Below are 1,647 nucleotides of genomic sequence, written 5' to 3' on the forward strand. Positions count from 1 at the left end.
GTTCCTCCGGACCATCGGCAGCCCAACACCCTTCCGATCCGCGCAAAGTGAGGGCTGCCGATGTCCGAACCACTCCCCGACGAGCCGGTCCGTGTCGCGGACCACGACCTGAACGACCTGGTCTCCACCATGAACCGGCTCGTCACCGAGACCCACCGGCAGGGCGAGACCATCGCCCGCCTCTCCGGAGAGGACGAGGAGGACTGCACCACGGATCCGTCCCCCGCCTCTGCCGGTGACGGCGGTCCGGCCGAGCCGGAGGGGCCGTCCTCGATCTTCATCCTGGCGCTGGCCGGGCAGGCGTACGAGGAGGAGCTGCAGGCGCTGGGTACCTGGGTGGAGCGGCTGCTGCTGCCGGTCTACGGCCGGGAGATCACCACGGGGCGCCCTTGGTGCTTCGAGTGGCGCGAGCACCCCGAGGCCATCGCCCGGCTTCACGGCCTGTGGCTGGCGTGGCAGCAGTTCACCGACACCGAAGCCGGACTCGCCGGTCCGGCGACCTGGCACCGCGACCACCTCGACCCGACCTGGCTCCAGCTCCGCGCCCCCGACGGCCCGTTCGGCGCCTGCACCACCAGCCCGGCCCGGCCCAGCCACCGGCTGCTGGCCGCGCCCGGGGCCGGGGTGGAGGTGAGCTGATCATGGCCACCAGCACCGCGCCGGACTACCGGCTCGACGGCTTCACCGCCGCCACGGCGGAGGTCGAGCGGGACTTCCTCAACGCGACGTTCTCCGACGACTCGTTCGTGCCGCTGGCCGCCCACCACAGTCAGGGCGGCCGGGACAGCTACCTGCTGTTCTTCGACCGGTCGGCCACCTGGGGCATCCCCGGCAGCCCCGCATATGTCGCCCTGCACCTCCACCGCGACGCCGACCTGGGCACCTTCCGGTTCAGCCAGGAGACCCACCCGCTGGTCCCGCTGGGACAGCGGTGGCTGATCGAGCAGGGCTGCCCGCCGGACGGCATCGGGCTGACGAACACCCACGGCCTGAAGCCCGCCGACCCCCTCACCACCCTGCTGGAGGACCTCCTGCGGACCGGCCCCGGGGACCGGTACGAGGTCCTGGACCACTACACCGACGACGAGGAGACCTGGGCGCTCCTGCGCGACGCCGACCCGGACTTGGCGGAGCTGCCGTACCGGGTGTTCCTCGAAGAGGTCAGCTTCCAGGGGAACACCTACACCTTCCGCGAGGGCACCTTCGCCACCGCCGACGCGGCCGATGACTGGCTCTACGACCGGGACACCCCGCTGCCGCTCGCCCCGGCACCCGCCCTCACACGTGCCGAGGCCGCCGTCACCCGCTCACCCCGTACCTCGGACCGGTCCGCCGTACTGCCGAACCCGGTGACCACGGCCCGCTCGGCGGCCTCCGCCGAGGCGGCCCGTCCCGGACGGGGGCGGTCGTGAAGCAGACCCGTTCCGTATCTGTTCCCGCCCGGCCCGGCCACCGGGTGCCCGCCGCGCGCGGCGCCGAAGGGGTGTGACCGTGCCCGAGCCTGTGTCCCGGCTGCTGGATTACCGGCTGGACGGCTACCTCCCGGCCGACGACCTCGTCGGGGACGACTTCGACTTCGTGACCATGACGGAGGAGGAGTTCACCCCGCTGGCCGTTCACCACACCGACCGCGACAGTTATTTCCTC

At 72.3% G+C, this 1,647-nt stretch carries 3 protein-coding genes; all 3 read left to right on the top strand.

Annotation, left to right across the window (positions count from 1 at the left end):
- The coding region (locus FF041_RS40720; protein WP_407698229.1) for a hypothetical protein at positions 1 to 239 on the top strand (239 nt) is incomplete at its 5' end.
- Complete coding sequence (locus FF041_RS39865; protein WP_407698230.1) at positions 130 to 639, top strand: DUF4913 domain-containing protein; 510 nt, start codon at positions 130 to 132, stop codon at positions 637 to 639. The genes FF041_RS40720 and FF041_RS39865, both read left to right, overlap by 110 nt.
- A 2-nt stretch (positions 640 to 641) precedes the next feature.
- Complete coding sequence (locus FF041_RS35970; protein WP_153526760.1) at positions 642 to 1,412, top strand: hypothetical protein; 771 nt, start codon at positions 642 to 644, stop codon at positions 1,410 to 1,412.
- Positions 1,413 to 1,647: the final 235 nt, after the last annotated feature.

Origin of the sequence: Streptomyces jumonjinensis, from assembly GCF_009600885.1 — a bacterium.
Classification (GTDB): domain Bacteria; phylum Actinomycetota; class Actinomycetes; order Streptomycetales; family Streptomycetaceae; genus Streptomyces; species Streptomyces jumonjinensis.

Coding starts and splice junctions, on each gene's coding strand:
- FF041_RS39865 (WP_407698230.1), top strand. CDS start 130: ATGAACCGGCTCGTCACCGAGACCCACCGGCAGGGCGAGACCATCGCC.
- FF041_RS35970 (WP_153526760.1), top strand. CDS start 642: ATGGCCACCAGCACCGCGCCGGACTACCGGCTCGACGGCTTCACCGCC.